The organism is Granulibacter bethesdensis (assembly GCF_001889525.1).
In the GTDB taxonomy this organism is placed as follows: domain Bacteria; phylum Pseudomonadota; class Alphaproteobacteria; order Acetobacterales; family Acetobacteraceae; genus Granulibacter; species Granulibacter bethesdensis_C.
The window spans coordinates 2,297,697-2,321,601 of sequence record NZ_CP018192.1; the positions used below are offsets into that span (position 1 = coordinate 2,297,697).

At 59.9% G+C, this 23,905-nt stretch carries 28 protein-coding genes; 12 read left to right on the forward strand and 16 right to left on the reverse strand.

Features of this window, described 5'->3' with window-relative positions; genetic code table 11:
• Positions 1-106 precede the first annotated feature (106 nt).
• The 4 genes from sucD to zapE all read right to left on the reverse strand — a co-directional run bounded on the left by sucD (position 107) and on the right by zapE (position 4,604).
• Entirely contained in the window at positions 107-982 is an 876-nt protein-coding gene (gene sucD, locus GbCGDNIH6_RS10300) for a succinate--CoA ligase subunit alpha (protein ID WP_072563811.1), read from the reverse strand.
• Complete coding sequence (gene sucC / locus GbCGDNIH6_RS10305; RefSeq protein ID WP_072563812.1) at positions 982-2,178, reverse strand: ADP-forming succinate--CoA ligase subunit beta; 1,197 nt, start codon at positions 2,176-2,178, stop codon at positions 982-984. Before sucC ends, sucD begins: the two co-directional genes overlap by 1 nt.
• Before the next feature lie 137 nt (positions 2,179-2,315).
• Entirely contained in the window at positions 2,316-3,269 is a 954-nt protein-coding gene (gene mdh, locus GbCGDNIH6_RS10310) for a malate dehydrogenase (RefSeq protein WP_072563813.1), read from the reverse strand.
• A 195-nt stretch (positions 3,270-3,464) separates the two neighbouring features.
• Positions 3,465-4,604, reverse strand: a complete 1,140-nt coding sequence (gene zapE / locus GbCGDNIH6_RS10315) for a cell division protein ZapE (RefSeq protein WP_072563814.1) — start codon at positions 4,602-4,604, stop codon at positions 3,465-3,467.
• A 102-nt stretch (positions 4,605-4,706) separates the two neighbouring features.
• On the opposite strand from zapE, the gene GbCGDNIH6_RS10320 reads away from it, so the two are divergent.
• Positions 4,707-4,979, forward strand: coding sequence for a hypothetical protein (locus GbCGDNIH6_RS10320; RefSeq protein WP_072563815.1), 273 nt, complete (start codon positions 4,707-4,709; stop codon positions 4,977-4,979).
• A 136-nt stretch (positions 4,980-5,115) separates the two neighbouring features.
• On the forward strand, positions 5,116-5,745 hold the full coding sequence (locus GbCGDNIH6_RS10325; RefSeq protein WP_072563816.1) for a 2OG-Fe(II) oxygenase family protein: 630 nt from the start codon (positions 5,116-5,118) through the stop codon (positions 5,743-5,745).
• Between the two features lie 61 nt (positions 5,746-5,806).
• Here the strand turns inward: GbCGDNIH6_RS10325 and GbCGDNIH6_RS10330 are convergent, their stop codons facing one another.
• The 7 genes from GbCGDNIH6_RS10330 to GbCGDNIH6_RS10360 form a co-directional block, all read right to left on the reverse strand.
• Positions 5,807-7,108: an MFS transporter gene (locus GbCGDNIH6_RS10330; RefSeq protein ID WP_072563817.1), complete on the reverse strand. Its 1,302-nt coding sequence runs from the start codon at positions 7,106-7,108 to the stop codon at positions 5,807-5,809.
• An 89-nt stretch (positions 7,109-7,197) separates the two neighbouring features.
• Positions 7,198-7,857: a fused DSP-PTPase phosphatase/NAD kinase-like protein gene (locus tag GbCGDNIH6_RS10335; RefSeq protein ID WP_072563818.1), complete on the reverse strand. Its 660-nt coding sequence runs from the start codon at positions 7,855-7,857 to the stop codon at positions 7,198-7,200.
• A gap of 75 nt (positions 7,858-7,932) precedes the next feature.
• A complete protein-coding gene (locus GbCGDNIH6_RS10340) occupies positions 7,933-8,715 on the reverse strand; it encodes a succinate dehydrogenase iron-sulfur subunit (RefSeq protein WP_025287391.1) in 783 nt (260 codons plus the stop codon).
• Positions 8,716-8,735: 20 nt separating this feature from the next.
• Positions 8,736-10,547, reverse strand: a complete 1,812-nt coding sequence (sdhA, locus tag GbCGDNIH6_RS10345) for a succinate dehydrogenase flavoprotein subunit (protein ID WP_072563819.1) — start codon at positions 10,545-10,547, stop codon at positions 8,736-8,738.
• Positions 10,548-10,657: 110 nt separating this feature from the next.
• A complete protein-coding gene (sdhD, locus tag GbCGDNIH6_RS10350; RefSeq protein WP_072563820.1) occupies positions 10,658-11,056 on the reverse strand; it encodes a succinate dehydrogenase, hydrophobic membrane anchor protein in 399 nt (132 codons plus the stop codon).
• 27 nt (positions 11,057-11,083) lie between these two features.
• Complete coding sequence (gene sdhC / locus GbCGDNIH6_RS10355; protein WP_072563821.1) at positions 11,084-11,515, reverse strand: succinate dehydrogenase, cytochrome b556 subunit; 432 nt, start codon at positions 11,513-11,515, stop codon at positions 11,084-11,086.
• A 205-nt stretch (positions 11,516-11,720) separates the two neighbouring features.
• Positions 11,721-12,743: an aspartate-semialdehyde dehydrogenase gene (locus GbCGDNIH6_RS10360; RefSeq protein ID WP_072563822.1), complete on the reverse strand. Its 1,023-nt coding sequence runs from the start codon at positions 12,741-12,743 to the stop codon at positions 11,721-11,723.
• Positions 12,744-13,054: 311 nt separating this feature from the next.
• On the opposite strand from GbCGDNIH6_RS10360, the gene GbCGDNIH6_RS10365 reads away from it, so the two are divergent.
• From GbCGDNIH6_RS10365 to GbCGDNIH6_RS10405, 9 genes are all read left to right on the forward strand, one after another.
• Positions 13,055-13,588 carry a MarR family winged helix-turn-helix transcriptional regulator gene (locus GbCGDNIH6_RS10365; RefSeq protein ID WP_025287395.1) on the forward strand — a complete coding sequence of 178 codons (534 nt, stop codon included), beginning with the start codon at positions 13,055-13,057 and terminating at the stop codon, positions 13,586-13,588.
• Positions 13,589-13,645: 57 nt separating this feature from the next.
• Entirely contained in the window at positions 13,646-14,269 is a 624-nt protein-coding gene (pgsA, locus tag GbCGDNIH6_RS10370) for a CDP-diacylglycerol--glycerol-3-phosphate 3-phosphatidyltransferase (protein WP_072563823.1), read from the forward strand.
• Positions 14,266-14,835: a molybdopterin-guanine dinucleotide biosynthesis protein B gene (gene mobB, locus GbCGDNIH6_RS10375; RefSeq protein WP_072563824.1), complete on the forward strand. Its 570-nt coding sequence runs from the start codon at positions 14,266-14,268 to the stop codon at positions 14,833-14,835. The genes pgsA and mobB overlap by 4 nt, the downstream gene beginning before the upstream one ends.
• Positions 14,836-14,926: 91 nt before the next feature.
• A complete protein-coding gene (locus GbCGDNIH6_RS10380; RefSeq protein ID WP_081370093.1) occupies positions 14,927-15,421 on the forward strand; it encodes a hypothetical protein in 495 nt (164 codons plus the stop codon).
• Positions 15,422-15,487: 66 nt separating this feature from the next.
• On the forward strand, positions 15,488-15,751 hold the full coding sequence (gene moaD / locus GbCGDNIH6_RS10385) for a molybdopterin converting factor subunit 1 (RefSeq protein ID WP_011632786.1): 264 nt from the start codon (positions 15,488-15,490) through the stop codon (positions 15,749-15,751).
• Positions 15,752-15,757: 6 nt separating this feature from the next.
• Complete coding sequence (locus GbCGDNIH6_RS10390) at positions 15,758-16,246, forward strand: molybdenum cofactor biosynthesis protein MoaE (RefSeq protein ID WP_072563825.1); 489 nt, start codon at positions 15,758-15,760, stop codon at positions 16,244-16,246.
• Positions 16,247-16,361: 115 nt separating this feature from the next.
• Positions 16,362-16,568: a heavy-metal-associated domain-containing protein gene (locus GbCGDNIH6_RS10395; RefSeq protein ID WP_072563826.1), complete on the forward strand. Its 207-nt coding sequence runs from the start codon at positions 16,362-16,364 to the stop codon at positions 16,566-16,568.
• A 5-nt stretch (positions 16,569-16,573) separates the two neighbouring features.
• Complete coding sequence (locus tag GbCGDNIH6_RS10400) at positions 16,574-18,760, forward strand: heavy metal translocating P-type ATPase (protein ID WP_072563827.1); 2,187 nt, start codon at positions 16,574-16,576, stop codon at positions 18,758-18,760.
• Positions 18,761-18,780: 20 nt separating this feature from the next.
• Positions 18,781-19,299, forward strand: a complete 519-nt coding sequence (locus GbCGDNIH6_RS10405; RefSeq protein ID WP_072563828.1) for a Cu(I)-responsive transcriptional regulator — start codon at positions 18,781-18,783, stop codon at positions 19,297-19,299.
• On the opposite strand, the gene GbCGDNIH6_RS10410 is transcribed toward GbCGDNIH6_RS10405, so the two are convergent.
• The 5 genes from GbCGDNIH6_RS10410 to GbCGDNIH6_RS10430 all read right to left on the reverse strand — a co-directional run bounded on the left by GbCGDNIH6_RS10410 (position 19,293) and on the right by GbCGDNIH6_RS10430 (position 23,007).
• Positions 19,293-19,724: an EF-hand domain-containing protein gene (locus tag GbCGDNIH6_RS10410; RefSeq protein ID WP_198355754.1), complete on the reverse strand. Its 432-nt coding sequence runs from the start codon at positions 19,722-19,724 to the stop codon at positions 19,293-19,295. The two genes, GbCGDNIH6_RS10405 and GbCGDNIH6_RS10410, sit on opposite strands and share 7 nt — an antisense overlap.
• A 148-nt stretch (positions 19,725-19,872) precedes the next feature.
• Entirely contained in the window at positions 19,873-20,787 is a 915-nt protein-coding gene (locus GbCGDNIH6_RS10415) for a 3-hydroxybutyryl-CoA dehydrogenase (protein ID WP_072564536.1), read from the reverse strand.
• 124 nt (positions 20,788-20,911) lie between these two features.
• A complete protein-coding gene (locus tag GbCGDNIH6_RS10420) occupies positions 20,912-21,841 on the reverse strand; it encodes an electron transfer flavoprotein subunit alpha/FixB family protein (RefSeq protein ID WP_072563829.1) in 930 nt (309 codons plus the stop codon).
• 3 nt (positions 21,842-21,844) lie between these two features.
• Positions 21,845-22,594, reverse strand: coding sequence for an electron transfer flavoprotein subunit beta/FixA family protein (locus GbCGDNIH6_RS10425; RefSeq protein ID WP_072563830.1), 750 nt, complete (start codon positions 22,592-22,594; stop codon positions 21,845-21,847).
• A gap of 224 nt (positions 22,595-22,818) precedes the next feature.
• Positions 22,819-23,007: a twin transmembrane helix small protein gene (locus tag GbCGDNIH6_RS10430; protein ID WP_011632795.1), complete on the reverse strand. Its 189-nt coding sequence runs from the start codon at positions 23,005-23,007 to the stop codon at positions 22,819-22,821.
• Positions 23,008-23,179: 172 nt separating this feature from the next.
• Here GbCGDNIH6_RS10430 and GbCGDNIH6_RS10435 point away from each other — a divergent pair, with 172 nt between their 5' ends.
• The gene (locus GbCGDNIH6_RS10435; RefSeq protein ID WP_072563831.1) at positions 23,180-23,899 is read left to right on the forward strand and encodes a 2OG-Fe dioxygenase family protein; all 720 of its coding nucleotides are present in this window, start codon (positions 23,180-23,182) and stop codon (positions 23,897-23,899) included.
• Positions 23,900-23,905: the final 6 nt, after the last annotated feature.

The following is a 23,905-nucleotide window of genomic DNA, read 5'->3' on the forward strand; positions in this document are numbered from 1 at the left end:
ATTTATATGATGACATTTATCCGGCGTCGTTCAGGCGCAGAGAAAGGACAGCATTGTCCAATACGCATGCGGCGCGGTGATGGATCACTGCGCCGCAAAAAAATCCCTATCGCTTCAAGGCTTTCAGCATTGTCCCCCCCAGGGTTGAGGGACTTTGCGCTATATGCACGCCTGCCGCGCGCAAGGCGTTATACTTTGCCTCCGCCGTATCCCGGCCGCCGCTGATCACCGCCCCGGCATGACCCATGCGTCGACCAGGGGGAGCACTACTGCCGGCGATAAAGCCGACCACCGGCTTATCCGCACCACTGGCGATCAGATACTCGGCCGCGTGAATTTCGCTCTGACCGCCGATTTCACCGATCATGACGATGGCATCGGTCTCCGGGTCTTTGAGGAACATCTCCAGCACCTCGATAAAATCCGTTCCCTTGACCGGATCACCGCCAATACCGACACAGGTGCTCTGACCCAGCCCCGCCGCCGTTGTCTGCGCCACCGCCTCATAGGTCAACGTCCCGGAACGGCTGACGATGCCGATGCGACCACGCTTGTGGATATGGCCCGGCATGATGCCGATCTTACATGCTCCCGGCGTAATAACACCCGGGCAGTTGGGGCCGATCAGCCGCGTATGCGTGCCCTCCAGTGCACGGCGCACGCGCACCATATCCAGCACCGGAATACCCTCGGTAATGCAGACGACCAGAGGCATGCCCGCATCAATGGCCTCCAGAATGGCATCCGCCGCATGCGGTGGCGGCACATAGATCACCGAGGCATCAGCCCCGGTACGCTCCCGCGCCTCCATCACCGTGTCGAACACCGGCAGATCGAGATGGCGGGAGCCGCCTTTGCCCGGCGTCACCCCCCCCACGACCTGAGTGCCGTAGGCAATGGCCTGTTCCGTGTGAAACGTGCCCTGCGCACCGGTCAGCCCCTGCACCAGCAGGCGTGTATGCGATCCAATGAGAATGGACATCAGCCTGCCTCCGCCACAGCCGCGACAATCTTGCGTGCGGCATCGTCCAGATCATCCGCCGCCACAATCGAGAGGCCGGACTGGTTCAGGATTGCCCTTCCCTGCTCGACATTGGTGCCTTCCAGACGCACCACCAGCGGTACGGACAGGCTGACCTCTCGCGCCGCGGCGACCACGCCTTCCGCAATCACGTCGCAACGCATGATGCCGCCGAAAATATTGATCAGGATGCCTTCGACATTCGGATCGGCCAGAATGATCTTGAAGGCCGCCGCCACACGCTCCTTGGTCGCTCCGCCGCCGACATCAAGGAAATTCGCGGGCTTTGCGCCGTACAGCCGGATGATATCCATCGTCGCCATGGCCAGACCGGCTCCATTGACCATGCAGCCGATCGTGCCATCCAGCGCGATGTAGCTCAGCTTGTGGCGTGCGGCTTCCAGCTCTTTCGGGTCTTCCTCTGCCGGATCGCGCAGGCGTTCCAGTTCCGGGTGGCGATAGAGGGCGTTGTCGTCGAAAATCACCTTGGCATCCAGCGCCAGCATTTCCCCGCTTTTGGTGACGACCAGCGGGTTGATTTCAACCACTGCGCAGTCGAGCGCGATATAGGCCTTGTAAAGCGCCTTCACCAGCCGACCGAACGAGGCCAGTTGCACCCCGCTCAAGCCCAGCCGGAACGCAATCCGCCTTGCATGAAATTCGGACAGACCCATCGCGGGATCGACCGTTACCCGCACGATCCGCTCCGGTCGCGAGGCGGCAACCTCCTCGATATCCATGCCGCCCTCGGCTGAAGCGACGATGGTGACGCGGGATGTATCGCGGTCGACCAGCAAGGAGAGGTACAGCTCCCGCTCGATCTCGCAACCTGCCTCGATATAGACACGATGGACGCGCCGCCCGGCAGCGCCGGTCTGCTTCGTCACCAGAATCTGGCCGAGCATCGCTGCCGCATGCTCGCCCGCTTCCTCGACCGAGGCAGCCACGCGCACCCCGCCGCGCCCGGACTGGCTGTGCAGAAAATGCCCAGCCCCGCGCCCGCCCGCATGGATCTGTGCCTTGACCACATAGCGTGGTCCCGGCAGCCGCCGTGCTGCTTCTCTTGCCTCGTCCGGGGTCCAGGCCACATGGCCTTCCAGCACCGGGATGCCAAACTCCTTCAGGAGTTCCTTGGCCTGGTATTCATGAATGTTCACAGATGCAGCTGCCTATCCGGAAAACAGGAACGGCCCCATCCGGATTCAATCCGGAGGAGGGCCGTCTTTCATAACAGGAGGATAACATGCTTGCCGCATGTCATTGCCTTCCGGCAATGCGGATTGCGAAACCCTGATCAGCCGATCAGTTTCCGGGAGGCTGCAATCAGCTCCTTCACTGAATCACAGGATTTGTCGAAGGCAGCCTGCTCCTGTTCATTCAGGGAAATTTCAACCACACGCTCCACCCCGCCAGCGCCGATGACCACGGGCACGCCGACATACAGACCGTCAATGCCATACTGGCCGGATAGATGCGCGGCGCAGGGCATCACCCGCTTCTTGTCCTTCAGATAGGCTTCCGTCATCGCGATGGCAGAGGCCGCAGGCGCATAGAAAGCACTGCCTTTTTCCAGCAGCTTGACGATCTCGCCGCCACCATTGGCCGTGCGGCTGACGATGGCGTCGATTTTTTCCTGCGTGGTCCATCCCATGCGGATCAGATCCGGCACTGGAATACCAGCAACGGTAGAGTAACGAATCAGCGGTACCATCGTATCGCCATGGCCGCCAAGCACGAAGGCCGTCACATCCTCGACCGAAACATTGAATTCATGCGCCAGGAACAGACGGAAACGGGCGCTGTCGAGGACACCAGCCATACCCACCACCTTGTGCGGGGGCAGGCCGCTCTTCTGCTGCATCACCCAGACCATCGCATCGAGTGGATTGGTGATGACAATCACGAACGCATCGGGGGCATGCGTCCGGATACCCTCGGCCACCTGAGCAATCACTTCCGCATTTTTTGCGACCAGATCGTCGCGGGACATGCCCGGCATACGCGGGAAACCAGCGGTTACAATCACGACATCAGCCCCGGCAATCGCGGCATACTCGGAGCCGCCAACCATGGTGCTGTCAAATCCGTCCACCGGGGCGGACTGCATGATGTCCAACGCCTTTCCGGCGGCGACACCACCGAAAACGTCGAACAGCACAACATCGCCCAATTCCTTGAGACCAATCAGATGGGCCAGCGTTCCGCCAATATGACCGGCACCGATCAAGGCAATTTTGTTGCGAGCCATAGGGTGTCCTTCCGAGGGCAATGGAAAACGGCCCGTCTTGTGCCGCTATGCCAGACAACCGCCCGGGAGCCGTCCGGCACAAGCTGGGTATCCTGTTTTGCCGCATTGCGGCAAGAAATCCGGCTACCCGCTCCGTTTATGCCAGACCCTCGTTTTGATAAAGGCTTCATACTGACCCATAAAAAAAATTTATGATCAGGGAATGCAAGCGCTCTCGACATAATCCTCGCTTTGCATTTCTTCCAGCCTGGAGGCCGTACGACGGAAAGCCTCAGCCCCCTCCCCGGCCTGATACAGCGCATCCGGCTGGTCCGCAGCAGAGGCAATCAGTTTGACCCGGTGATCATACAGCGCGTCGATCAACGTGATGAAACGCCTGGCCGCATCATGATTGTCCGGGGAAAGACGTGGCACACCATCCAGCACCAACACTTCAAAATGCGTAGCGATGGCCAGATAATCGCCTGGTCCAAGATTGGTATTACACAGATGGTCGAAATCGGCCCTTGCCACCCCGTTGGCAGCCAACGGAATGGTCAGCGTCCGCCCGGATACCGATAGGAAGACAGGGGCCGCCGGTACCCCATCACTCAGTTCCGCAAAGGCGCGGTCCAGCGCGGCATCGGCCCGTGCATCGGCAGGGACATGCCAGCGCGGCGTGACGCGCAGCCGATCCCGCCGCCAGTCACGCGCCCCGTTCAGCGTGACCAGATCCAGCTTCTGCCGGATCAGAGCGATGAAGGGCAGGAAGGCATCGCGTCCCGGCTTGCCCGCAAACAGATTGTCAGGCTCCGTATTCGATGTCGCCACAATCACCACGCCGCGGGCAAAAAGCGCCTCAAACAGACGGCCCAGCAGCATGGCGTCGGCAATATCGTTTACCTGAAACTCATCGAAGCACAGCAGAATACTCTCGGCGGCGATGCTGTCTGCCAAAGGCGGGATTGGATCAGCGCCACCCGGATTTTCCATGCGCCAACGATGCACGCGGGCATGGGCATCCTGCATAAAACGATGAAAATGCACGCGTTTCTTGCGCGTCAACCCAACTGCACCGTGGAACAGATCCATCAACATGGATTTGCCCCGCCCGACATCCCCCACCATGTATACGCCACGTGGCGGTTCTGTGTCCTGCGTCTGAGCACCCAGCAGACGGCCCAGCCAGCCTTTCCGGGCGGGGGCGGGTGATGGCTCATAACCTTGCAGCGCCTGCCATAAGACTTGCAATTTCTCCGCCACCCCCAGTTGCCCCTGATCAGGCGTAATGATCCCGGCCTGAGCGCGGGCGCGATAGGCGGCCAGCGGGCCACGGCTTAAATCATCACCGGTCATGGACGGCTCCTTTTGATCAACAAAGCGTGATCAAGGCAGCCGATCATCGCTTTATCCGTTGACGTTGCAGAATTGCATCACCGGACCTCCCGGAGACAAGCGATGAAACACCTTCTGCTGACAGGCGTGCTGATAGCCTCCCTTGCGCCTTCTGCACAGGCGGGGACTCCGCTGGAATTATCCGTTCACATGGGTTTCTCCACTGCATGGCCCTATCGCAGTCCCTGCATCAGATCTGATGGGGGGACCAATCCTCAACAGGCCACACCGGAAGCAGTCGCTTTTATAAACCATGCCTGCATGCGACCGGTGTTGGATGCGCAGCCGCTTTCCACCATGAGCCTCGACAAACCCAAGCGTCTCCTGCGGACCTGACCGGAGCGCAAGGGAGGATTTCCCGATACCGCCGGCATGCTAGGAATACCGCCAAGAAAACGGGGGCCGACTTTAATGTCTCCGCCACGTTTCCTGCCCGGTAGGCGGGTCAGGGTTGGGAGCAGAGCAAAGCATCATGGATCTGAACTACGCCGCACTGGATGAGACCCCTGTTTCATCAGACCCGTTCAACCACGTGCTGGTCCGGAATTTTGTGCCCGGCCCTGTTCTCTCCCGATTAATTCCGGAACTACCGCTGCTGGAAAAAGGGGGGTCTTTTCCCGCCGAAGCCCTGCGGTTGGGACCGATTGGCAAAGACCTTTTCGCAGAACTTTCCGGCCCCCGTCTGAAGGCCGCGATCGCACGGAAATTTTCCCTCGATCTGGAAGATGCCGCAACCATGGTCACACTGCGCGGCTGGTCTCGGGAAAAAGACGGACGCATCCACTGCGACAGTGTCGCCAAGCGCGTGACGATTTTGCTGTATCTGAACCCCGAAACGGAAGCCTGGGCCAAACAGGAAGGCTGCCTGCGTCTGCTGCGTAGCCCGGATGATATCGAGAACTATGCCGTCGAGGTTCCGCCCGTGAATGGCACACTGCTGGTTTTCCCCAACGGCCCTACCACATGGCACGGACACCGCCAGTTCGTGGGACGACGCTATGTGGTGCAGTTGAACTATATGGCCGACGATAAGGCGGCACGCTATGAACTTCGTCGCCACCGTTTCTCTGCGCTGGTCAAACGGCTGACCAGAGCCGCCTGATAATCTGCATTGTCACAGGGCGGGCTATCAGACAAAGCCCGGCCCTGTTCAGCAACAGGCGTCAGTCTTCCTGAATCATGCTCTGACGCTTTGTCTCCGGCATCATGATGTAAACGACCAATGACAGCATGATCATCATGGTCACATACCAGAAGAAATAAGGCTCATGGCCGTTCTTCTTGAACCAGAGCGCGACATATTCTGCGGTGCCGCCAAAGATCGTATTGGCCAGCGCATAAGGCAGCGCCACACCCAGAGCTCGGATATGCGCGGGAAACAGCTCCGCCTTCACCAGCGCATTGATGGAGGTATAGCCAGACACGATCAGCAATGCCGCCAACGACAACAGAAACGCGGGCAGCATATCATCGGTGGTGGCAAGGGCGCTGAAAATCGGAATGGTGAATGCACTTCCAAGCAGACCGAACCCGATCATCAGCGGCTTGCGGCCGATCCGGTCGGACAACGCACCGTACAAAGGCTGTAACAGCATATAGATGAACAGGGCCAGAGCCGTGATGCGCGTACTTTCCGGACGGCTGAAACCAGCAGAATTGACCAGAAATTTCTGCAGATAAATCGTATAGGTATAGAAAGCGACCGTGCCACCCGCCGTCAGCGCCATCACCATGAAGGCCTGTTTGGGATAGAAATGGAACAGCGCCAGCCCGCTGGAACGGCGAGGCTCAGTCTGATCCCGGTGTGCTTTGGTGAAAGCTTCCGTCTCCGCCAGTCCGCGCCGTATGTAATAGACTGCCAGTGCCAGCACGCCACCAATGGCAAATGGAATACGCCAGCCCCATTGCTCCAGCGTCTGCTCACTCATGAACGCCTGCAGAAGCAGTTGCACCGCCAACGCGGTCAACTGGCCACCCACCAGCGTGACGTATTGAAAGCTGGTGTAAAATCCCCTGTGATCCCGCCCGGCCATCTCACTGAGATAGGTGGCGCTGGCACCGTATTCCCCACCGACGCTGACGCCCTGAATCAGGCGCGCCAATACCAGCAGGCCGGGCGCGGCCAGACCGATCTGATGATAGGAAGGGGCTACCGCAATGATCAGCGAGCCGAGGCACATCAGCGTCACTGACAATGCCAGACCTGCCTTGCGGCCATGCCGATCCGTATAGGTTCCCATGATCCATGCACCGATCGGGCGCATCAGAAAACCAACCGCGAAAATCGCCGCCGCGCTCAAAAGCTGGGCAGTATGGTCTTCCGAGGGGAAAAAAGATTTGGCGAAATAAACCGTGAAAGCCGAATAGGCATACCAATCATACCATTCGACGAGATTCCCGGCAGAACCACCGAGAATCGACTTCAACCTGCGTTTGCGTTCCTGCGCATCTGTATTCCAGGCCATAATTTTGGTACTTCCCCCACCAGGACTGGCAAGTCTTGTGTGCTGCCATTTCATTATTCAGTGCGTCGGATAAGGATGATCCTCACCGATCATTCCCGACGGAGCACCGTATCCGTAATGAAACTGGATAATCCGCCTGCAACGAAATCCCGCTTGAGTGCGACCTCGTCGTAATCGTGCTTTACCCAATCCAGAAAATTCTGTTTTCCCTCTGCCTCCCTTGCATATCGAACAAAGAATGCATCCAGAATCCCGGTGCGGGAGCGGTTGAAATGCCCGAACCGCCATGACAGCTGCCGCAAGGCCTGCGCCGCAGTACCACCGGCCAGAACAATAGCCAGTCCCGATGCCAGACCAGCCCGGTCTGCCCCCGATTTACAGTGCATCAGGACAGGATATTCGATCTGCTGCAGGATGGAGGCAAAGCGCAGGATGCGGTCCCTATGCGGTGCACCCCGGCTTTCGAACGCCATATCGACATGGGCCATCCCCAGCCATTGGGCCGCATCGCGCGACAGCGCGTCAGAGCCGCATTGCCGGTGGCCACGCAGATTGATCAGAGTGCGAATACCATGCCGCCTGACGGCCGCGGCCAAACGACCGGGCGTAGGGTGGTTGGAGCGGTAAAGGCCGGGCAGAACCTCGGCCCAGTTATCCCAGACGAGCCTGAAAACGGCATGATCGACGAACAGGCTGTCAGCCCATGCACGGCGGCGCATCGCAGGGCCGGAAAGATCACCAGTAAACATGCCGCCTTATAGCGGGACGACGGAGCGGAGGGAAATGCCCACCGTTCCGTAACGTTCCATCCTGGAAAAGTCCGCTCAGGCCTGACGTTCGGCCAGCAGCTTCTTGATCTCGCCAATCGCCTTGGCGGGGTTCAGCCCTTTCGGGCAGGTCTGCGCACAGTTCATGATGGTGTGGCAGCGATACAGCTTGAACGGATCTTCCAGTGCATCCAGACGCTCACCGGTCGCCTCGTCACGGCTGTCGGCAATCCAGCGATACGCGGCCAGCAGCGTGGCCGGACCCAGATAGCGATCACCATTCCACCAGTAGCTGGGGCAGGAAGTGGTGCAGCAGAAGCACAGGATGCACTCCCACATACCATCCAGTTCGGCCCTTTCCTCACGGCTCTGGCGACGCTCGGCATCAGGCGGGGGAGGCGTATCGGATTTCAGCCACGGCTCGATGCTACGCAACTGTGCATAGGCCTGCGTCAGATCAGGGATCAGATCGCGTACCACGGCCATATGCGGCAGCGGATTGACATTGCAGGCCCCCTTCACATCCTCGATCGGCTTCAGACAGGCCAGCGTATTGCCACCATCGATGTTCATAGCGCAGGAGCCACAGATGCCCTCACGGCAGGAGCGGCGGAAGGCGAGGGTCGTATCGACCTCGTTCTTGATCTTGATCAGCGCATCCAGAACCATCGGTCCGCACTGATCCAGATCGATTTCGTAGGTATCGACCACCGGATTATTCCCGTCATCCGGGTTCCAGCGATAGATCTTGAATTCCTTGACCCGCGTCGCACCCGCAGGCGCCTTGAACGTCCGGCCTTTGCCAATTTTGCTGTTTTTGGGCAGCGCGAATTCGACCATTGTCCGTATCCTCCCTGCTCTCAGTACACGCGCTTCTTGGGCGGGAAGACCGAGACCTCGTTGGTCAGGGTCTGCATTTTCACGGGGCGATAGCCCAGCTGCACATCGCCACCCGCGTCCACCCAGGACAGGGTGTGCTTCATCCAGTCCTGATCGTTCCGATCCGGATAATCGTCATGCGCATGGGCGCCACGGCTTTCCGGACGGGCCTCGGCGCTGACCATGGTGGCGGCCGCGTTGCCCATCAAATTGTCCAGCTCGAGCGCTTCCACCAGATCGGTGTTCCAGATCAGGCTACGATCGGTGACGGAGACATCCGACAGACCGCCCCACACCGTCTTCATCTTCTTCACGCCCTCGGTCAGACTGGCGCTGTTGCGGAACACGGCGGCATGACGCTGCATCGTGCGCTGCAATTCGGCACGCAGATCCGCCACGCGGGAACCACCCCTGGCATGACGACGGGAATCGAGGCGATCCAGCGCGGCCTCCCCCGCACGGGCCGGCAGCGGGGCGTGCTGCGCACCCGGCTTGACGATCTCTGCCGCACGATGCGCCGCGGCACGACCAAACACCACCAGATCGAGCAGGGAGTTGGTACCCAGACGGTTCGCACCATGCACGGACACGCAGGCCGCTTCCCCCACCGCCATCAGGCCCGGTACCACCGCATCGGGATTTTCCGCCGTCGGACGCAATACTTCAGCGCGATAATTCGTGGGAATACCACCCATATTGTAGTGAACGGTCGGCAGAACCGGAATCGGTTCCTTCGTTACATCCACACCGGCAAATACCTTGGCGGTTTCGGAAATGCCCGGCAGGCGCTCGGCAAGGATCTCCGCCCCGAGATGCTCCAGATGCAGCAGGATATGATCCTTGTTCGGACCGACACCCCGCCCTTCATTGATTTCGATGGTCATGGAGCGGCTGACCACGTCCCGACTCGCCAGATCTTTCGCGGTTGGCGCATAGCGTTCCATGAAGCGCTCACCCGCTGCATTGGTCAAGTAGCCGCCTTCACCGCGCGCACCCTCCGTAATCAGGCATCCGGCGGGAAAGATACCGGTCGGATGGAACTGCACGAACTCCATATCCTGAGTTGGCAGGCCCGCGCGCAGCACCATGCCGCCACCATCGCCGGTACAGGTATGGGCAGAGGTGCAGGACTGGTAGGCGCGTCCGTAACCACCAGTCGCCAGCACCACCATATGCGCGCGGAAGCGGTGCATGGTACCATCTTCCAGATTCCAGGCGATGACGCCACGGCAGGCACCTTCATCGTCCATGATCAGATCGAGCGCGAAATACTCGACGAAGAATTCGCAATGATGCTTCAGGCTCTGCTGATACAGCGTGTGCAGCATCGCATGGCCGGTCCGGTCGGCTGCGGCGCAGGCACGCTGTACCGGCTCTTTGCCGTAATCCCGCATATGGCCGCCGAACGGGCGCTGATAAATACGCCCATCCTCGGTGCGGCTGAACGGCACCCCGAAATGTTCAAGCTCGTAAATCGCAGGAATAGCCTCGCGGCACATATATTCGATGGCGTCCTGATCCCCGAGCCAGTCGGAGCCTTTCACCGTGTCGTACATATGCCAGCGCCAGTCATCGGGCGTGATATTGCCCAGCGCCGCACTGATGCCGCCCTGCGCCGCCACGGTATGGCTGCGGGTCGGGAAGACCTTGGTGACGCAGGCGGTTTTCAGCCCGGCGGCACCCATACCCAGCGTCGCACGAAGGCCGGCACCGCCGGCGCCGACGACAACGACATCGTAGGTGTGATCGACGATTCTGTAAGCGCCGGTGGAGGGAGACGTTATCGCGTTCATTCTTGACCGATCCGCTGGGGCATTCGAGCCGGTGTCCGACAATAGGGAGGAATGCCGGAAATCCGGCAAAACAAGACTCTCTGAAAAAGCTTACGGTGTGGCCGCCAGCGTCAGAGCGTCAGCTTCAGGATGGAAATTGCACAGGCCAGAGCCAGCAGAAAACAGGCTGCCCTGGCTGCAAGCAGACTAGCAATTTTCACGGAGTCGGTATGCACGTAATCCTCAATGATGACCTGCAAACCAAGCTGGACATGATGGAAAGTAGCAAAAACCAGACTCAGCAACAGCACGGCATGGACGGGATGACCAACCCATTGCGCGACCTCGGCCCGGCTATGACCGGTCAGATGGAGCGCGGCGAAGATAAACCAGAGGGTCAGCGGCACCAGCGCAACCGAAGTCATGCGTTCCGCCCACCAGTGGGTCAGGCCGTGTTTTGCGGAACCAAGACCACGCGCACGGCCCAGATGGCTGCGCATGACGCGAATACGGGGAGATGATTGGGCCATTTCTCTGCTCCTGCTGACTGATGCCGGTTACAGAACCACGGCAGCGGCGATCCAGATCGCCACGGTAAACAGGGCCGTCAGCCCCAGAACGATATAGGAGCTTCTGTTGGCTTCGTGCTTGTCGAAGCCATAGCCCGCATCCCACACCAGATGGCGGATACCGTTGATAAAATGGTACACCAGCGCCACCGTCCAGCCAAACAGCATCAGTAACCCCAACCCTGAGCGCATGAAGCCGGACACGGTGTCGTAGGCATGATCGGAGGTCGCAGCCGCCACCAGCCACCAGGTCAGCAGCAGGGTACCAATCGCGGCCGCAACACCGGTGACCCGGTGAAGGATGGAGAGTGCCATCGTGATAGGCCAGCGATAGACCTGTAGATGGGGTGACAGCGGACGATGGATCAGACGACCATCGCTCGTCCGTCCAACTGCCAGAACCTCACGTGTTTCAGTCATGATAGGGGCCTGCCTCTGCGCACTTTAATTTCACAAAACCAGCGCACGTCTTTCATACTTGTGCGCCGCAGCGCGGTCAACGCGAAAGAAGCAATAAAGTGATCCGGGCAACCCTGATCTGCCGGTATTAGGAAGGATTGCCGCATCACAGGATCAGACACCCCAACGATAACGGGCGGCCCGAAAGCCGCCCGTTTCATTTTGGTCAACGCACTCTGAGCCGCTTCTGTTGGACCAGAAGCTCCGCAATCTGGACCGCATTCAACGCGGCCCCCTTGCGGAGATTGTCGGACACACACCAGAACGCCAATCCGTTCGGCACCGTGGGATCCTGCCGGATGCGGCTGACATAAACCGCATCCTCACCCTGACATTCCAGCTGGGTGATGTAGCCACCATCCTCCCGATGATCGACCACAGTAATGCCGGGCGCCTCCCTCAGCACCGCACGCGCCTCCGATGCCGTCACCGGCTTTTCAAATTCGACATGCACCGCCTCGCCATGGCCGATGAACACCGGCACGCGCACGCAGGTGGCAAAAACGGCGATATCCGGATCGAGAATCTTGCGGGTCTCAACCGCCATTTTCCACTCTTCCTTGGTGGCGCCGTCATCCATGAATGTGTCGATATGCGGGATGCAGTTGAAGGCGATTTCCTTGGTGAACTGCTCCGGCTTGGTGGGATCGTTCACGAAACCGGCCTTGGTATGGCTGAACAGCTCGTCCATCCCTTCCTTGCCGGCGCCGGATACCGACTGATAGGTCGCAACGGAAACGCGCTTGACGCCCCAGCGCGTATGGAGCGGCTTCAGCGCCACGACCATCTGGATGGTCGAGCAGTTCGGATTGGCGATGATTCCGCGCTTGATGGACTCAAGCGCCTGCGGATTAACCTCCGGCACCACCAGCGGAACATCCGGCTCCATACGGAACTGGCTGGTATTATCGACCACGATGCAACCAGCCGCCGCAGCACGCGGTGCGTGCACAGCGGAGACAGAGGCACCGGGGCTGAACAGGCCGATATCCCAGCCGGTAAAATCGAATGTGTCCAGGTTCCGGACCTTCAGAACCTTGTCTTCACCAAAGGAAATCTCCTGCCCGGCTGAGCGGCCGGACGCCAGCGCCGCCACTTCCGAGACAGGGAAGTCACGCTCGGCCAGGGTTTTCAAAATCTCGCGGCCCACTGCGCCCGTCGCGCCAACTACCGCTACCCTGTAACCCATGTCTTTCGCTCCATGCTGTGTCGGCCCGTCATGCATCCCGACACCAGCCGCCGACAGGAATGCGGCGGCCAGAGCAGGCGTGCCAGAGAGGGGACAGCCATCAATAGAAAATGCCTATACGCCAGTTGCCTCCGGAACAAGCTTATCACCCGTTCCCAGCCACGAGCACGAAGACCATCAGCCGCGCAAGGATTGCAGGGCAACGCAGAGATAACGTTTTCGTATCGAATAATGTTTGTCGTTTTGCTGCCTTTCGTCATGACAGAAGGCTTTGTCTGGAAATCTCTCCGGACTTCTCCCATAAGCAGCATATGAGGTGCGAAAACCCTGACCCATCCGAATTGAATCTCGATCTGCTGCTTCTGCTGAACGACGTTGCCCGTCTGCTCCGCATTGCTGCCGACAAGCGTGCGCGGCTGCATGATATGACCCGCGCCCAGTGGATCATGCTGCTATGGCTGGATCAGATGCCCGGCATCTCCCAGAAACAGCTTGCCGAGAAACTCGAAGTTGAACCCATCACCGTCGCCCGGCTGGTAGATCGGCTGGAACAGCGCGGCATGGTAGAACGCCGTCCCGATCCGTCAGACCGACGTATCTGGCGGCTGCACCTGCTGCCTGCCGCCCGTCCGCTGATCTCGGACATCAATGCAGGACGTGCCGAAATTCTGCAGCTGGCTACCCGGGAGCTGGACCCGTCTTTGCTGGAACCAATGCAAGCCGGCCTTATGCGCATGAAGCATACGCTCTGTTCAGAACTGCGCCCAAGAAAACGTGATCAGGATGATCAGGATCGGATACAGGGTCATTCTACCTCATCAGTGTCTTCCCCTGAAGGAGAATAATCCGCTTTGTAATGTGGATGGTTTTCATCCGGCCATGGAAACGGCTAAGACAGCATCGTGCCAACTGATCTTCCCAATCTGCTGACCTTGTCGCGCATTGCCGCCATCCCTCTGATGGTGGCCCTGATCGCATTTGGCAGCCCCGGTGGCGATCTGGCCGCCTGCATCATTTTCTCCGCCGCCGCCATCACCGATTATTTCGACGGTAAAATCGCCCGCGACCGCCGCCAGATTTCCGATCTGGGCCGGATGCTGGACCCTATTGCCGATAAATTGCTGGTCGGAGCCTCCCTGATGATGCTGGTCGGGTATGGCCGGGTCGGCGATCATGGCCTGTTCCCCGCTATCGTCATCATGCTGCGGGAAATCCTCGTCAGCGGTCTGCGCGAATATCTGGCCGGACTACAGGTCAGCCTGCCAGTGACCCGGCTGGCCAAATGGAAAACCGGTGTGCAAATGGGCGCACTCGGCACCCTGCTGGGGGGCGATTCTGCTGCCCATCTCATCGGCCTCGGGTTTCTACCCGTGCAGTTGATCGGGGAAATTCAGTTATGGATCGCCGCCGCACTAACCTTGGTAACGGGCTGGGATTACCTGATGGCCGGACTGCGCCATGTTTCCCCTCCAGCCGGTGTCGCAAAACCGGAACATCCCTCTTCCACACCCAGTCGCACACCATGACGACCGGGACTTCACCAAATTCCGCCCTCGCGAAGCCGAAAATTCTCGGCATTGCAGGTTGGTCCGGCAGCGGTAAAACCACCCTCCTCACATCCCTGATTCCGCTTCTGATCGCATCCGGGCTGCGTGTCTCCACCATCAAACACGCCCATCATGGCTTTGACCTCGATCGTCCCGGTAAGGATAGCTGGCGGCACCGGGAAGCCGGCGCGCATGAAGTCATGCTGATGGGTGAGGCACGCTGGGCCTTGCTGCATGAACCTCGCGCAGATGAGGAGGCGCCAGATCTGGACCGTTTGGTACAGCGCATGGCACCGGTGGATGTCATTCTGGTCGAGGGTTTCCGCAGCTACCCTCACCCCAAGATCGAGATCTACCGGCCCGCAACCGGGAAACCGCCCCTCTGGCCGGACCGGCGTGACATCGTGGCGGTTGCGGCCTCCCCTTTCCTGCCGGAAACGCTGGAAAGCGGCATCCATAAACCGTGTTTTCTGCCGCTGGATGATGTGCAGGCCGTTGCAAACTGGACGATTGGCTTTCTCAGCCGCTATGTAGCGCCGGCTTGATCGTTCCGGTTCTGCGATCCATTGCAATATGATTGCTGTTATGTCGTCTCTTTCCGGTTATTCCGGTTGCTATCGTTCAAGGAAGCTCGTCATGCGTCGTCTGACCTTGCTGGGTATCATGCTGTCTCTGTCAGGCTGCGGCTTCGGTGATTTTCTGTCGGATACCCACACTTTCCGCAGCAATCCGAACGGGCCGATCGGCTCCAGCCCGAATATGCTGCGGGTGCAGGGTGAACGTACCGTCACCACGCCGCTGACCACCGAGCCGGGAGATGTCTGGCCCGGACCCATCCCGCCTACCCCCACCTTGTCCGACCTTCAGAAGCAGCAGAATAACATCGCGCCAGAGCTGGGCGGCGTACGACGCACACCCAATATGCCACTTGGCACAGGTGTCATGCCATCTCCCGCACCCTATAAGCCGATGCCGGAAGGTAATGGAGCCGCCAAAGGCGCGGAACCGGGCAGCACAGGAAAGAATACCGACGGCCAGATCATCGTCCCAAACGGAAACGGCACCAGTACGGTGATCGAGCCTGATGGAACGGTCCGCACCATTCCAACCCCCAAGGACAAGACACGCTGACGTGTTGCTGCCCGAGGATATCGTTTTTTTATTGATTGCACGACGTGGAGGCTGATCGGAACACCAATGAAGGAGGGACTACATATCGTTTATTTCGCGTGGCTTCGCGACCGGATCGGTCGTAATGAGGAACACGTGCCGTTACCTCCGGGTGTCGCGAATGTCGGTGGGCTGATCACCTGGCTGCGTGGACGCGGCAGGGATTACAAATCAGCGCTCGCCACTGAAAATCGCATCCGCTGTGCCGTCAATCATGAGGTTGCGGCGCTCGACACGCCCATCTCCCCGGGGGATGAGGTCGGGTTTTTCCCCCCGATCACAGGCGGATAATCCCTTATGATCCCCCTGCTCCCGCGTATTGCGGTTCAGGCTGATCCCTTTGATATGACAAGGGAATATGAAGCACTGACCGCAGGACAGCGCCGGATCGGGGGGATCGGCAGCTTTGTCGGCGTGGTGCGCGGTGAAAGCGCCGGGCAGAGCGAACAGTTACAGGGCATGACCCTGGAACACTATCCCGGCATGACCGAAAAACAGATCCGCCGCATTGCCGAAGAAGCCATCCGGCGCTGGTCCCTACTGGGCTGCACCATTATCCACCGGATCGGCTACCTCCCTGCCGGTGCCCCTATCGTTCTGGTGATGACCGCCGCGCCGCACCGTGAGGCTGCGCTGGAATCGACCTCCTTTCTGATCGACTGGCTGAAGACCAAGGCCCCGTTCTGGAAACAGGAGCATCTGGAAGACGGCACCACACGCTGGGTCGCAGCAAGGGATGAGGACGAGATCGCCGCCGATCGCTGGAATATCATCAGCGCCTCTTGACCTTCCAGTGCTGGAACCTTCCATTTTTCATCCTGTTCCAGATCACACAGGGCCGTGATGCCGGTCTGACAAGATCAATCTGACAACCTCTATCTGGCAAAGAAGGAAACGGCCGATGACCCCAACCACCATCCTGTCGATCAAGGGCATGACCTGCGAAGGCTGCGTCAATGCCGTTCGCCGCATTCTGCTGGCTGTGCCGGGGGTTTCCGATGCTTCCGTAACCCTTGGGCGGGCAGAGATCAGCGGCGGCGAGGCCGCCAGCCTGATGGAAGCCGTGCGCGATGCGGGCTTCGGTGCCGAGATTCTCGCCACGGAGTAACCCCGATGCCGGTTGAAGCGATGCCATCCGGCCCCGCCCGGCAGGAGCTGGACATCACCGGCATGACCTGCGCCAGCTGCTCCGGTCGTGTGGAGCGGGCGCTGCGCAATGTCGAGGGCGTCAGCCGGGCGGTGGTCTCCCTTATCAGCCATCGCGCCCTGGTCGAAGGCTCGGCCCGGATCGAGACGCTGGTGGCGGCCGTGACCCGCTCCGGCTTTACCGCCACTCCACTGACGGGCGAGCGCGAACAGGAAGAACGGATCGAGCAACAGGCACGCAGAGCGACCCGACAGGAAGGGCTGCGTGTGCTGCTCTCCGCGCTGTTTACGGCGCCTTTGCTGCTGCCCATGCTTGGAGTACCTCTACCCGGGCTGCTGATGCTGGTGCTGGCAGGCATCGTCCAGATCGGTTTCGGATACCGTTTCTATATCGCTGCATGGCGAGGCTTGCGGGCCGGAGCCGGCAATATGGACCAGCTGGTCGCCATCGGCACCAGCGCTGCTTTTCTCTACAGTACCGCCTCTGTGCTGGGCGGAGACAGTGAACACGGCTATTTCGATGCCTCCGCTGTCGTCATCAGCCTGATCCTGTTCGGGCGCTGGCTGGAAAGCCGGGCGCGGCAGGCCACTGGCTCCGCCACGCGCGCCCTTTCGGCCCTCCGCCCAGACACCGCACGGCTACAGGATGGCGATGGAGAGCGCATCGTTCCCGCGAGCCATCTGATGCCGGAAGATATCGTGATCATCCGCCCCGGCGAACGCTTCGCCGCCGATGGGGAAGTCGTGTCCGGCCAGTCCGATGCGGATGAAAGCCTGCTGACCGGGGAAAGCCATCCGGTTCCCAAGTACCCCGGTGATTCCGTCATCGGCGGCGCTATGAACGGTTCCGGCCTTCTGCGGGTGCGTGTCACGGCCACTGTCAATGACGGCACACTGGCGCGTGTGATCTCGCTGGTGCGGGAGGCGGAAGCCAGCCGGGCCCCTGTACAGCGGCTGGTGGATCAGGTCGCCGCCATTTTCGTACCCGCCGTGGTGACCATCGCCGTGCTGACATTTCTGGGGTGGTGGATCATCGGCCATGACGTTGCGAACGGGTTTCGCGCTGCCGTCTCCGTGCTGGTGATCGCCTGCCCTTGCGCGCTGGGACTGGCCACGCCCGCTGCCCTCATCACCGGCACCGGGATCGCCGCCAGACGCGGTATTCTGATCCGCGATGCCGCCAGTCTGGAACGAGCAGGCAGCATTGACACCGTGGCGCTGGATAAAACCGGCACGATCACGGAAGGCAAGCCGGTGCTGCATGAGATCATTCTACTGCCCTCCGCTCCGGTCGGCATGGACAAAGCCACGATCCTGCGTCTGGCCGCCGCCGCCGAGTCGGGCAGTAACCATCCGCTGGCGCATGCCGTTCGCGAATCGGCCCTGGCCGGGGAAACAACTCTTCCGGTGCCGGATTGCCTTCAGGAGCGTCCGGGGGAAGGCGTGATCGCCCATGTCGCCGATCATGAAATCGCCATCGGCAATGCAGCACTGTTCATTCATCTGGACATCCCCGACAGCCCACAAGCCGTGGCCTTGGAACAGGAGACCCCATCCGCCATCCTGCGGGTTGCCATTGATCGCAGTCCTGCTGCGCTATTACTGGCCGAAGATACGCTGCGCCCCGGTGCCGCTGCCGCAATCCGCCGCATTCACGCCACCGGCTGCACAGTGATGCTGCTGACCGGCGATACCGAAGCATCCGGCCACAAGGCGGCCAAAGCTGCGGGCATTGAACTGGTCGAAACCAGATTGCGCCCCGAAGACAAGGCCGCCCGGATCGCCGCGTGGCAAGCCAAAGGCCATGTGGTGGCCATGGTCGGCGACGGCGTCAACGATGCGCCGTCTCTGGCGCAGGCCGATCTCGGAATCGCCATTGGCACCGGAGCCGATGCGGCCCGCCATGCAGCCGGCGTTATCCTGATGCGACCGGAGCCGGGCCTGATTGCCGAAGCCATTTCACTCAGCCGCGCCACAAGGCGTAAAATCCGGCAAAATCTGTTCTGGGCCTTTATCTATAATGCCATCGGTCTGCCCTTTGCGGCTCTGGGCCTGCTCAACCCTGTGATCGCGGGGGCAGCCATGGCCTTCTCGTCGGTCAGTGTGGTGGTCAATGCACTGCTGCTGAAACGCTGGAAGCCATCCTCTCTTTAAGCTATCGGAGGATCATACATTTGCCTGACGCACCGGAACCGGATCACACGCACGATCATCGGGGTGGTCTTGCCATCGGCGAGGTCTCACGCCTGTCTGGTCTGCCTGCGAAAACCATCCGTTATTACGAGCAAGCCGGGCTGCTGCCACCTCCGTCTCGCAGCGATAATCAGTATCGCCGCTACCACCACGAGGTGCTGGAGCGTCTGCGTTTTCTGTCAGCCGCACGTGGGCTGGGCTTTCCATTGCAGGAGCTGAAAATGCTGATGGCCCTGCGCTCAGACCCGCATCGGGCGAGTCGCGAAGTCAAATCACTGGCCCTGGAACATATTGATCGTCTGGAGGACGATATCGCTCGGCTTCAGACCATGCGAGACACGTTGCAGGGGCTGACGGCTGCTTGCCCGGGGGATGACTGCCCCGCCTGCACAATTCTGGATGCGCTCAACAGCGCGGGTATCCATACGCAGAACGGTGCGAGCACCAACGCGCCCGCACCGTTTTGTCAGACTGAGCCGGAAAGCCGGAACAATCAGTAAGCCAGCAGCGCCACCAAAGCGCGGCCATTCTCGGTGCTCAGCTCAGCCGGGCTCAGCGTGCCGTCATGATCCGGGTCGGCCTTCTTGAAATAGGCATCGACCAGCTTCAGCCATTCGGCCTTGTCCAGAGAACCGTCATGGTCGGGATCGAAGGCAGCCAAAGCCTTCTTGCCGAGGATGCCGGTCAGTTCGGACGCATCCAGCGTGCCTTCGTGATCAGTGTCCAGAGCCTCAAACTTCGCTTCAGCGGCCTTCTGAGCCTCTTCCAGGCTGACGGTGCCGTCATTGTCGGGGTCGAGGCGGCTCATCACCAGGCTGGTGTCATGCGGGGTCGCATCAACAGCAGCCATGGCAACATGGGACAGGCCCTGAGAAGTCAGGATGGACAGACCGAATACGGCGGTCATCAGAACATTTTTGCGCATTATGTGAACTCCGATTGCACTTTATGCAATGAATAGGCCCCATAAATGCAGAACATGCAAGCAGATAATGTGCGACCCTTTAAAAAAGTCGCGCATACGACTTATGCAGCAGCAAGATGAGGGGGGAGGGAAAAAGCAGCCAGATCCGTCAGCGCGTAGGGCGCGGCGGCGTATGGGCGTAATCGTAGAAACCACGGCCTGTTTTACGGCCCAGCCACCCGGCTTCGACATATTTTACCAGCAGCGGACAAGGACGATATTTACTGTCGGAAAGACCGTCGTACAAAACCTGCATGATGGAAAGGCAGGTATCGAGGCCAATAAAATCCGCCAGTTCCAGCGGCCCCATTCTGTGGCTGGCCCCCAGCCGCATGGCAGTATCAATTCCGCTGACGGTGGCCACGCCCTCGTAAAGCGCAAAAACCGCCTCGTTGATCATCGGCACCAGAATACGATTGACGATAAAGGCCGGGAAATCCTCGGCCACTGAAATGGTTTTATCCAGTCGCTGCGCCAGACCGCTGACAGCAGCAAAGGTCGCATCATCCGTCGCAATGCCGCGGATGATCTCCACCAGCTTCATCACCGGCACCGGATTCATGAAATGCAACCCGATGAATTTCTCCGGCCGGTCCGTACTCGCCCCCAACCGGGTGATCGAAATAGAGGACGTATTGGTGGCCAGAATACAGTCCGGCTTCATATGAGGCGCCAGAAGCTTGTAGAGCGCTTTTTTGGCCTCTTCCTTTTCGGTAATGGCCTCGACCACCAGATCGCAGTCACTGAGCCGATCATAACCGACCGCCGTGACGATACGCGTCAGCGCTGCAGCTTTCTGCTGCTCGGTGGTTAATCCAGCCTTGATCTGCCTATCCAGATTGACGCGAATCGTCGTCATGGCACCATCCAGAGCTTCCGCTCTGGTATCGGTCAGTACAACGTCGATCCCTGCCAGGGCGCAGACATGAGCAATTCCGTTGCCCATCAACCCTGCACCGACCACACCTATTTTTCGGATGGCATAAGATGCGGCTTCAGAAAGAGGCAAAGGCTCGACGCTCATGACGATATATTCCTGTCGCGGATCATGATGCCTGCCAATCCACGCAAAGGGGAGCATGGACCGACAAGCGTATCATCACCACGCAGCAAGGCACGATTCAACACGGGACGCAAAGAGGCTTTGATCAGAGTGCTTTTTCAAGGGCGGGAAGCGCCTCGAACAAATCGCCGACATAACCGTAATCGGCCACCTGAAAGATCGGCGCATCCGGATCTTTGTTGATGGCGACAATGACCCGGCTGTCCTTCATCCCCGCCAGATGCTGGATGGCGCCGGAGATACCGACCGCGATATACAGTTCCGGGGCAACAATCTTGCCGGTCTGCCCGACCTGATAATCGTTTGGGGCATAACCCGCATCCACAGCGGCGCGGGATGCACCGACCGCAGCATTCAGCTTCCGGGCAACCCGGTCAAGCAGCTCGAAATTTTCGGCGTTCTGCATTCCCTTGCCGCCGGAAATCACGATCCGGGCGGAGCCGAGTTCCGGTCGTTCGCTGGCCGTCAGCGCCTCTGACACGAAGCGGGAGCCGCCTTCGACCGGCGTGGTGGAAGCGGGAGCGATTTCTGCAGAACCACCCTCGGAGGGAACCGGTTCGAAACTGGCGGCGCGTACGGTGATGACCTTCACAGGGTCCGCCGAACGCACGGTTGCCAGCGCATTCCCTGCATAGATCGGTCGCACGAAAGTATCGGCCGATTCGACACCGCAAATGTCGCTGATCGGTTGCACATCCAGCAGCGCCGCCGCGCGGGGCAGCACATTCTTGCCGGTGGCGGAAGCCGGCGCAAGGATATGGGAATAATCCGGCGCCAACGCCACCAGCAGAGCCGCCAGCGGCTCCGCCAGCGCATGGGCATAGGAAGGTGCATCGGCGGTCACGACGCGCGACACGCCGGGAATGGCGGCAGCCTGGGCAGCGACCGGCCCGACATCCTGCCCGGCGACCAGAATATGGAGGTCTCCGCCCAGTTTCCGGGCGGCGGCAATGGCGCTGCGGGTCGCCTGTTTCAGCGTGCGCCCGTCATGTTCAGCAAGAACCAGTGCAGTCATGACTCAGATCACCTTCGCTTCGGTTTTCAGCTTCGACACCAGTTCATCAACAGAGCTCACTTTCACCCCTCCCTGACGCGGCGGCGGTTCCGCCACACGCAACACGGTCAGACGCGGGGATGCATCGACCCCGAGATCGGCCGGTGTCATGGTCTGTATCGGCTTCTTTTTCGCCTTCATAATGTTCGGGAGGCTGGCATAGCGCGGCTCATTCAGCCGCAGATCCGCCGTCACGACGGCCGGCAGGGAAAGTTGCACGGTCTGCGCGCCGCCATCAATTTCACGGGTGACGGTGATATCACCCTTTTCCACCGCAACAGCACTGGCAAACGTGCCCTGCGGCCAGCCGAGCAATGCCGCCAGCATCTGGCCGGTCGCATTCATGTCGTCATCAATGGCCTGCTTGCCCATGACGACCAGTCCCGGTTGTTCCTGTTGCACCAGAGCACGGAGGATCTTGGCGACGCCCAGTGGCTCCACCGTCTCTTCGACCTGTACCAGAATACCACGATCAGCACCCATCGCCATACCGGTGCGCAACGTATCCTGTGCCTGTGCCGGACCGACGGAAACGACGACGATTTCGGTAGCCACACCTTTTTCCTTCAGGCGCACGGCTTCCTCAACCGCGATTTCATCGAACGGATTCATCGACATTTTCACACCGGCCGTTTCAACCCCGGTGCCATCGGCCTTGACCCGAACCTGGACGTTGTAATCGACTACCCGTTTGACCGGGACGAGGATCTTCATGGCGGTTCCCGCTGCGTTTGAATGTCCGGAGCCATGATGAGGCCATATTGACCGCCACCATGCCGAGCTGACCGCCCGGCGCATAAACCGGCGACCAGACAAGGCGGCACGGCATTATTTCCCGGAACGGCGCTCTGGATATGCAAGCGGGTCGCAAGGCTGTCAAACCGCTTCCGTGCAGCCCTGTTCCGGAAAAACCGCTTCAGTCGCCTCGGCGCCGGATATCAGCGCCAGACATTGAAGGCCAGCACACACAGCAGGATCGCAATCCCCTGAAATAAAATACGATAGCGCATCAGCTTGTTGGAACGCTCCGGACTGCCGCCGGAACCGACAGAGCCGATACCGGCCACAAGCGTTCCCACAACCAGAGCCATGGAGATGACAAGCAGGATCAGGGCAATTGTATGCATCCGAACCTCTTACCGCGACTCGGCCTGGCTGCCCATACAGGACTTGCATGCCCATCGGGAAATAAACACATGCCCTTGACGGCAGTGTTCCACTGTGTGCCAGCACCTGCCCGATTTTTATTGTGACCCGGCGTGGACACCCTGTCAGCGCCAGACCTGCCGAGTGCCCGCCATGTTCGATGCCCTGACGACCCAGCTGCGTGAATCCGGATACGCCTTCGTCCGTTCAGAGTATGCCACATCCCTGCTATCCGCCTTTAATGATGGCGACAGAGCCGGACTCTCCGACTGGACAGCCTTCGCCGATAGCTGGAACAGGCTGGCCCTGGATACTTATATGGCCGATGGAGGGCGTTACCGCCGTCGGCGTCATGCCGTTTTCAGCATTCTGCCCGGCCATGCTGCTGAACGCGGCCCACATCAGCCGCATTATCAGGGGCTGGAATATAACCGCCTGAATGGCGGTATCGAGCGCTGGTTCGAACCGATGGAAGAGGCGGTCGCGTCCGGCCCCACCATGACCTGTATCCTGGATTTCTGCCGCACCCTGTTCGACAGCCTGATGCCGGAGACGGGATGGCATGTTGAAACCCATCAGTTCCGCATCGAGGCCACTGCAGATGGCGGAAAGCCGACACCGGAAGGGCTGCACCGGGACGGTGTGGATTACGTGCTGGTCCTGATGGTGCGGCGGGACAACATTGCCAGCGGTGAGACCTCGATCCATGGCGAGGACGGAACGCTGCTGGGCAGTTTTACGCTGACCGAACCGCTGGACATGGCGCTGGTGCATGACAGGCGCGTCTATCACGGGGTGACGGCCGTGCAGGCGATTGACCCTGTCCTGCCTGCCTATCGCGATGTGTTGGTCGTAACCTTCCGCAAACGCTGAAAGCAC

What these genes read in the sequence shown, in the direction of transcription:
- sucD (WP_072563811.1), bottom strand. Translation starts at nt 982, where the DNA reads ATGTCCATTCTCATTGGATCGCATACACGCCTGCTGGTGCAGGGGCTG.
- mdh (WP_072563813.1), bottom strand. Translation starts at nt 3,269, where the DNA reads ATGGCTCGCAACAAAATTGCCTTGATCGGTGCCGGTCATATTGGCGGA.
- zapE (WP_072563814.1), bottom strand. Translation starts at nt 4,604, where the DNA reads ATGACCGGTGATGATTTAAGCCGTGGCCCGCTGGCCGCCTATCGCGCC.
- GbCGDNIH6_RS10320 (WP_072563815.1), top strand. Translation starts at nt 4,707, where the DNA reads ATGAAACACCTTCTGCTGACAGGCGTGCTGATAGCCTCCCTTGCGCCT.
- GbCGDNIH6_RS10325 (WP_072563816.1), top strand. Translation starts at nt 5,116, where the DNA reads ATGGATCTGAACTACGCCGCACTGGATGAGACCCCTGTTTCATCAGAC.
- GbCGDNIH6_RS10330 (WP_072563817.1), bottom strand. Translation starts at nt 7,108, where the DNA reads ATGGCCTGGAATACAGATGCGCAGGAACGCAAACGCAGGTTGAAGTCG.
- GbCGDNIH6_RS10335 (WP_072563818.1), bottom strand. Translation starts at nt 7,857, where the DNA reads ATGTTTACTGGTGATCTTTCCGGCCCTGCGATGCGCCGCCGTGCATGG.
- GbCGDNIH6_RS10340 (WP_025287391.1), bottom strand. Translation starts at nt 8,715, where the DNA reads ATGGTCGAATTCGCGCTGCCCAAAAACAGCAAAATTGGCAAAGGCCGG.
- sdhA (WP_072563819.1), bottom strand. Translation starts at nt 10,547, where the DNA reads ATGAACGCGATAACGTCTCCCTCCACCGGCGCTTACAGAATCGTCGAT.
- sdhD (WP_072563820.1), bottom strand. Translation starts at nt 11,056, where the DNA reads ATGGCCCAATCATCTCCCCGTATTCGCGTCATGCGCAGCCATCTGGGC.
- sdhC (WP_072563821.1), bottom strand. Translation starts at nt 11,515, where the DNA reads ATGACTGAAACACGTGAGGTTCTGGCAGTTGGACGGACGAGCGATGGT.
- GbCGDNIH6_RS10360 (WP_072563822.1), bottom strand. Translation starts at nt 12,743, where the DNA reads ATGGGTTACAGGGTAGCGGTAGTTGGCGCGACGGGCGCAGTGGGCCGC.
- GbCGDNIH6_RS10365 (WP_025287395.1), top strand. Translation starts at nt 13,055, where the DNA reads ATGAGGTGCGAAAACCCTGACCCATCCGAATTGAATCTCGATCTGCTG.
- mobB (WP_072563824.1), top strand. Translation starts at nt 14,266, where the DNA reads ATGACGACCGGGACTTCACCAAATTCCGCCCTCGCGAAGCCGAAAATT.
- GbCGDNIH6_RS10380 (WP_081370093.1), top strand. Translation starts at nt 14,927, where the DNA reads ATGCGTCGTCTGACCTTGCTGGGTATCATGCTGTCTCTGTCAGGCTGC.
- moaD (WP_011632786.1), top strand. Translation starts at nt 15,488, where the DNA reads ATGAAGGAGGGACTACATATCGTTTATTTCGCGTGGCTTCGCGACCGG.
- GbCGDNIH6_RS10390 (WP_072563825.1), top strand. Translation starts at nt 15,758, where the DNA reads ATGATCCCCCTGCTCCCGCGTATTGCGGTTCAGGCTGATCCCTTTGAT.
- GbCGDNIH6_RS10395 (WP_072563826.1), top strand. Translation starts at nt 16,362, where the DNA reads ATGACCCCAACCACCATCCTGTCGATCAAGGGCATGACCTGCGAAGGC.
- GbCGDNIH6_RS10400 (WP_072563827.1), top strand. Translation starts at nt 16,574, where the DNA reads ATGCCGGTTGAAGCGATGCCATCCGGCCCCGCCCGGCAGGAGCTGGAC.
- GbCGDNIH6_RS10410 (WP_198355754.1), bottom strand. Translation starts at nt 19,724, where the DNA reads ATGCGCAAAAATGTTCTGATGACCGCCGTATTCGGTCTGTCCATCCTG.
- GbCGDNIH6_RS10415 (WP_072564536.1), bottom strand. Translation starts at nt 20,787, where the DNA reads ATGAGCGTCGAGCCTTTGCCTCTTTCTGAAGCCGCATCTTATGCCATC.
- GbCGDNIH6_RS10420 (WP_072563829.1), bottom strand. Translation starts at nt 21,841, where the DNA reads ATGACTGCACTGGTTCTTGCTGAACATGACGGGCGCACGCTGAAACAG.
- GbCGDNIH6_RS10425 (WP_072563830.1), bottom strand. Translation starts at nt 22,594, where the DNA reads ATGAAGATCCTCGTCCCGGTCAAACGGGTAGTCGATTACAACGTCCAG.
- GbCGDNIH6_RS10430 (WP_011632795.1), bottom strand. Translation starts at nt 23,007, where the DNA reads ATGCATACAATTGCCCTGATCCTGCTTGTCATCTCCATGGCTCTGGTT.
- GbCGDNIH6_RS10435 (WP_072563831.1), top strand. Translation starts at nt 23,180, where the DNA reads ATGTTCGATGCCCTGACGACCCAGCTGCGTGAATCCGGATACGCCTTC.